This is a genomic window from bacterium, from assembly GCA_026398675.1.
Taxonomy (GTDB): Bacteria; RBG-13-66-14; RBG-13-66-14; order RBG-13-66-14; family RBG-13-66-14; genus RBG-13-66-14.
On the sequence record JAPLSK010000159.1, the window covers coordinates 21687 to 28047 of the forward strand.

At 63.9% G+C, this 6361-nt stretch carries 5 protein-coding genes; all 5 read left to right on the forward strand.

Features of this window, described 5'->3' with window-relative positions:
- The first annotated feature begins 4 nt into the window (after positions 1–4).
- The 5 genes from NTW26_04810 to NTW26_04830 all read left to right on the forward strand — a co-directional run bounded on the left by NTW26_04810 (position 5) and on the right by NTW26_04830 (position 6242).
- Complete coding sequence (locus NTW26_04810) at positions 5–934, forward strand: PorV/PorQ family protein (GenBank protein ID MCX7021589.1); 930 nt, start codon at positions 5–7, stop codon at positions 932–934.
- Positions 935–1401: 467 nt separating this feature from the next.
- A complete protein-coding gene (gene metK / locus NTW26_04815) occupies positions 1402–2559 on the forward strand; it encodes a methionine adenosyltransferase (GenBank protein MCX7021590.1) in 1158 nt (385 codons plus the stop codon).
- A gap of 116 nt (positions 2560–2675) precedes the next feature.
- A complete protein-coding gene (locus NTW26_04820) occupies positions 2676–4346 on the forward strand; it encodes a hypothetical protein (protein MCX7021591.1) in 1671 nt (556 codons plus the stop codon).
- A gap of 12 nt (positions 4347–4358) precedes the next feature.
- On the forward strand, positions 4359–5612 hold the full coding sequence (ahcY, locus tag NTW26_04825; GenBank protein MCX7021592.1) for an adenosylhomocysteinase: 1254 nt from the start codon (positions 4359–4361) through the stop codon (positions 5610–5612).
- Between the two features lie 24 nt (positions 5613–5636).
- A complete protein-coding gene (locus NTW26_04830; GenBank protein MCX7021593.1) occupies positions 5637–6242 on the forward strand; it encodes a hypothetical protein in 606 nt (201 codons plus the stop codon).
- Positions 6243–6361: the final 119 nt, after the last annotated feature.

Here is a 6361-nt window from a genome sequence, read left to right on the forward strand (position 1 = left end):
CGGTATGCGAGAGATTTCACCGCGGTCGCATCGGGTCCGTATCCTGCTGATGACCCTCGTTCTGGCGAGCCTGGCCCTGGCGGCCGACGGACCGGGCACCGTGGGGGCCGATTTCCTCCGGCTGGGGATCGGCGCCCGACCCATGGCGCTGGCCGGGGCCTACACCGCCATCGCCGACGACGTCTTCGGCATGGCCGCCAATCCCGCCGGTATGGCCCAGATAATCAACGCCGAGCTGGGTTCCTACTACGCCAACATCATCGGCGATGTGCACCACGGCTGGATCGGATTCACCCATGACATCAGCGACATGTGGAGCTACGGCGTGGAGCTGAACATGGTCTACACCTCCGAGACCCGCCGGGATTCCTACGGCGACCCGATAGGAACCTACAGCGTGGGACTGGGCACCCTGGGCGGAGCCATCTCCATGGAGCCGCTCCCGGGCTTTTCGCTGGGGCTTTCCGGGCACTACGTCGTCCAGAAGTACGACCAGGAGGTGGGCCAAGGCTTCGCCGGCGATTTCGGCCTCCTCTACCACACCCGGTTCAACGGCCTCCGGGTGGGCCTGGTTCTGGAAAATTTGGGCCCCAAAGTGAAGTTCCAGGAGCTCTCCGAGTCCATGCCCATGGGGGTCCGCGTCGGTCTCGGCTCGAGCATGTTCCAAGAGACGCTGACCGTGACCGGCGACTTCTCCTACGGCTTCGAGGGGACGTTGGAGGCCTGCGCCGGGGTCGAGTGGGAGGCGGTTCGGGGCGTGTCGTTCCGCGCCGGCTACAACATTCTCGGGGACTTCGACTCCTGGTCCGGCATCTCCTTGGGAATCGGCCTGGACGCTCTGTCCGGCCTGATCGTAGGCGAGCTGGACTACGCCTTCGTCCCCCAGTTGCCCATGGGTTACGTGCACCGCGTCAGCTACACCCTGAAGTTTTAACCCGTTCGGCGTGATTTGGGTGGAGCCGGGGGGTAGGTAGAATCGGTTTCCCTCTCCCCGTGGGAGTGGCGCGCCGACGGGTCGGGGCGGAGAACATAAAATGCGGCGGGGATGGGAACCGAGCGAACCGAGCGAAGCGAGCTACGCCTCTGGCGAACCGAGCTATGCCCCTGGCAAACCGAGCGAAGCGAGTTACGCCCCGGCGAATCCCCGCCCTACGTCATCGCAATCCGGCGGTCGAAATTTCCCCTGACCGCACCCTGGCGGACCTGAAAGTCCACCTTTGCGTCATCGTATCCGTTAGGCGCCGGCGGGTTTGGACACCACCCCCTCCGTCCATCCGTCGTGGGTCCGATTCTAAAGAGGGTTCACCGTTGAGCCCTTTATTAATATCCCCGCATCGTGATATACTGCCTTGGCTTGCAACAGCCGATTCAAGACTTTTATAAGGTCGCCCGGAGGGAGCATTGATGAAGAAAAAGCACTTTTTTACCTCGGAGTCCGTCACCGAGGGGCACCCGGACAAGATAGCCGATCAAATTTCCGACGGGGTTTTAGACTCCGCGCTGGAACAGGATATCCATTCCCGTGTGGCCTGCGAGACACTGGTCACCACCGGTCTGGCCATCGTCACCGGGGAGATTACCACCAACGGGTTTATAGACATCCCGAGCATCGTCCGGGGGACGGTGAAGGAGATAGGTTACACCGACGCCCGCATGGGCTTCGATTACGAGTCCATCGGGATTCTCTCGGCCATAGATCCCCAGTCCCCGGACATCGCCCAGGGCGTGAATGAGTCATCCGCCCACGAGCAGGGCGCCGGCGACCAGGGGCTGATGTTCGGCTACGCCACCGATGAGACGCCGGAGCTGATGCCCTTGACCGCGTCTTTGGCCCACAAGCTGGCGATGCGGCTGGCCGAGGTGCGCAAGACCGGCGTCGTCTCCCATCTGCGTCCCGACGGCAAGACCCAGGTCACGGTGGAGTACGCCGACGGAGAGCCCCGCCGGGTGAAAACGGTGATCATCGCCGCCCAGCACGACGAGGAAGTTCTGCCCGAGAAGCTGGCGCAGGCGATAAAAGCCGAGGTCATCGCCAAGGTCATCCAGCCGGAGTGGCTGGACTCCGAGACGGAGTACCACATCAACGGAACCGGGAGGTTCACCTTCGGCGGCCCGCAGGCCGACGCCGGCCTCACCGGTCGCAAGATAATCGTGGACACCTACGGCGGCCACGGCGCCCACGGGGGCGGCTGCTTCTCCGGCAAGGACCCGTCGAAGGTGGACCGCTCGGCCAGCTACATGGCCCGTTACATCGCCAAAAATATCGTCGCCGCCGGACTGGCCCGCACGCTCGAGCTCCAGTTGGCGTACTGCATCGGGGTGGCCCAGCCGGTGAGCATCCTCGTCGAAACCTTCGGCACGGCCAAGGTGGACGAGGAGGCCCTCGAGCGCGCGGTGCGAAAAATCTTCGATCTGCGGCCCAAAGCCATCATCGAGCGGCTGGACCTGCTCCGCCCCATCTACAAGAAGACCGCCGCCTACGGCCACTTCGGCCGGGAGCTGCCCGAATTCACCTGGGAGAAGACCGACGCGGTCTCCGACCTCCACAACGCGGTGTAACGAAACGAAGTGACGCCTCTCCGGCGAACCTTTTCGACGGTCACGAGGCTGTCCCCTTCGACCTCTCATGGCCACCGATGGCTCTATCGGCTTCTCAGCGGTTCCGCTTCGGGGTGATGCTCGACGAGCCCCGGCTCGCCGGTTGGCAGATAAGGTGTCTCGAAGCGTTGAGATCGGTCGAGGGGGTGGCGCCGGCGCTTTTCATCCTCAACGCCGACGCGCGTAGGTCCTGGTTCAAGAGGTTTCTGCGGGTTCTCTTCTCGCGCGATTTCCCCTTCGCCGTTTACTCCAGGTTGTTCGTTCACGCCCCCTGTCTCGAGAAGCGCGAACTGCCGCGCGACCTCGACGGGGTGCCCGTTTTATCCTGCCGGGTGACCACCAAAGGCCGCTTCTCCCAATATTTCACCGAGGAGGACCTGGAGGCAATCCGCGGCCATCGGCTGGACTTCATCCTGCGCTTCGGTTTCAACATCATCCGGGGCGGGATACTCGAGGCGGCCAGGTTCGGCGTCTGGTCCTTCCACCACGGGGACGAGAGGCGCTATCGGGGTTCACCGCCCTGTTTCTGGGAGGTATACCACAGTGATCCGGTCACCGGCACGATTCTCCAGCGGCTCACGGACAGGCTCGATGGCGGGATTGTGCTGAAACGGCATTACTACGTGACGGATAAGCATTCATATACGAATAACTTGAGTAAAGCCCTCCGCGCCGGCGCCGCCATGCCGGCCCAGGTGTGCCGGGACATCCAAAACGGGAACGCCGGCTACCTGGATGATCCCCCCTCCGCGACGAAGGCGCCGATTCGTTACAACCCCACCTTCTTCCGGCTGGTCCGTTTCCTGGGCGGACAATCGGTGAGAATGCTCAAGCGGTTGGTCTCCCACTATTTTCTGCATGAAACCTGGAACGTGGGGATAGTTAACCAACCCATAGAGGGCTTTCTCGAAGACCGGCGGCCTCTCGACATAGAATGGCTGCCGGAGGCTCCCCGTGGGCGGTTCTACGCCGACTGTTTCGGGGTCGCCCGCGCCACGGGCGGGGGAACCGTCTTCCTGGAGCACTACGACCACCGGAAGGGACGGGGGGAGATCGGCTGCGTGGACGTGCCCCGCGAGGGATTATCCGCGGCCCTCCCGCCCGTCGCCGCAATCCGAGAGCCGTACCACCTGTCCTACCCCTTCCTCATCTCGTCCGACGGCGAGATTTTCTGTCTCCCCGAGGCCACGGAGAGCGGAAATTTGACCCTCTATCGGGCGGTAGATTTCCCCCGCCGGTGGACGAGGGAGAAGGTGCTCGTGAATGACGTCCGCGCCGTCGATCCCACGGTCGTGCATCACGACGGATTATGGTGGCTTTTTTTCTGCGGGGATGAGCCCGACATCCCCCTTTATGTCTGGTACTCGGACAGCCTCCTGGGAACCTGGAGACCCTGCGAAAACAATCCGGTCAAGGTGGATGTTCGTTGCTCCCGTTCCGCGGGGACGCCTTTCATCCACGGCGGCGCCCTCTACCGGCCGGTCCAGGATTGCTCGTCGGATTACGGCAGGCGCGTGTTTCTGATGCGGGTGAGGCGGCTCACGCCCACCTGTTTCGAGGAGGAGCCGGTTTCCTCCGTCGCGCCGGAGCCGTCTTCCCCCTACCCCCATGGGTTGCACACACTGTCCGCCTTCGGTAAAAAAACCCTGGTGGACGGCAAACGGTTGCGCTACACTCCCTTCAAGCTGTTGTATCAGTTGCCGCGAATTGGAGATTCTCTGAGACGCTTTACCGGACGTACGGTTTGACGAGGAGTTTTCGTGAAAAACGATGTCAGCGACCTGAGCCTGGCCCCCGAGGGTAAGCTCAAGATTGAATGGGCCGAGCGCCAGATGCCCACCCTGCGCCTCGTGCGGGAGCGCTTCGAGCGGGAGCGCCCCCTCGCCGGGCTCACCCTGGCCTGTTGCCTCCACGTCACCACGGAGACCGCCAACCTGATGCGGACCCTGGTGACGGGCGGGGCCGAAGTCTACCTCTGCGCCTCCAACCCCCTCTCGACCCAGGACCAGACCGCCGCCAGCCTGGTGAGCGATTACGGCGTCAACGTCTTCGCCCGGTACGGTGAGGATTCGAAGACCTACTACTCCCACCTGCGCGCCTGTCTGGACGCCGGTCCCGACATCACCATGGACGACGGCGCCGACCTGGTTTCCACCATGCACACCGAGTACCCCGGGCTGCTGAAGACCGTCCTGGGCTCCACCGAGGAGACCACCACCGGGGTCATCCGGCTGCGGGCCATGGAGGCCGACGGCGCCCTGAAAATCCCGGTCATCGCCGTCAACGACGCCGACACCAAGCACCTCTTCGACAACCGCTACGGCACCGGCCAGTCCACGCTGGACGGCATCCTGCGCGCCACCAACACGCTCATCGCCGGAAGCGTCTTCGTGATCGCCGGTTACGGCTGGTGCGGCCACGGGGTCGCCGCCCGGGCCAAGGGGCAGGGGGCCAGCGTCATCATCACCGAGATAAACCCCGTCAGGGCCCTGGAGGCGGTCATGGACGGCTTCCGGGTGATGCACATGGACGAGGCCGCGCCGCTGGGCGACATTTTCGTCACCGTCACCGGCAACCGCGACGTCATCGCCCTGGACCACTTCGACTCGATGAAGGACGGGGCCATCGTGGCCAACGCCGGTCACTTCAACGTCGAAATCCAGGTGGAGGAGCTGCGGGCCTACGCGACGAGGCGGCGTGAGATTCGCCCCAACCTGGTCGAGTACACCCTGCCGAAGGGGCACGCGGTCTTCGTCCTGGGCGAGGGTCGCCTGGTGAACCTCGCCGCCGCCGAGGGGCACCCGGCCAAGGTGATGGACCTATCCTTCTGCGGGCAGGCCCTGGCCGCTGAATTCCTGAAAAAAACCACCGGGCTGGCGCCTCGGGTTCACACCTTCCCGGCCGAGGTGGATTCCACAATCGCCACGCTCAAACTCGAGAGCATGGGCGTCGCCATAGACGTCCTGACTGAACGGCAGCGGAAGTACCTCGCATCCTGGCGCGAGGGCACTTAGAACCGGCTGACGGGGTGGGAGAACATGCTGTACCGACTCGGGGTGACGGTTGGATTGGCGCTGGTCCTGGGGCTCCTCCCGGCTGCCTGCGAACGGGCGGGAGAGCCGGTGGAGGACGTCGTGGAACGGACGACGGCGGCCTTCGAACCGGCCAACCCATGGCCCCTTTTCAACGACACGCTCGGCTTCGTACTCTACTATGACCGTGATTTCTGGGATCGCGCCCACGCGACGGAAACTCCCGACGGCTTGGGCGTGGTCGTCATGAGCTCCAAGCAACAGCACGAGGTGCTGCGCGTCGTCGTCACGGCGGTGCCCGAGGGGGTTCTCCTGCCGGCCAGCGTGGCGAAACAGGTGGAAACGCTCACCGCCGAGCTGCCGCGTTTCGAGCGTCTCGGTGAGGAACGGGTTTTAATCGCCGGAGTGGAGGGGCGCCGCCTGGATTACACATTCCTCGAGGACAAGGTGACGATGCGGGTGAGCGAGTACCACTTCTACGCCGACGGCCGGTACTTCATCCTGGGGCTGGCGGCGGAGGAGCCGCGGTGGGAAGCCTTTGCGCCGCAGGCCCTGGCCATCGCGACCGGGTTCCGGGTAATAGAACCGAAGACCGCGCCGCAGAAGTGGTGATATGCCGTTCGGTTCACCCATCACCGTGAGCCTGAATGTAGAGCGGGGATTTTGGTCCCCGCTCTTTTTAAGGCAGCCCTCACCCCGCCCCGTGTTCCGCAAATTGCGATGACGTAGGG

Coding starts and splice junctions, on each gene's coding strand:
- NTW26_04810 (MCX7021589.1), top strand. CDS start 5: ATGCGAGAGATTTCACCGCGGTCGCATCGGGTCCGTATCCTGCTGATG.
- NTW26_04820 (MCX7021591.1), top strand. CDS start 2,676: ATGCTCGACGAGCCCCGGCTCGCCGGTTGGCAGATAAGGTGTCTCGAA.
- NTW26_04830 (MCX7021593.1), top strand. CDS start 5,637: ATGCTGTACCGACTCGGGGTGACGGTTGGATTGGCGCTGGTCCTGGGG.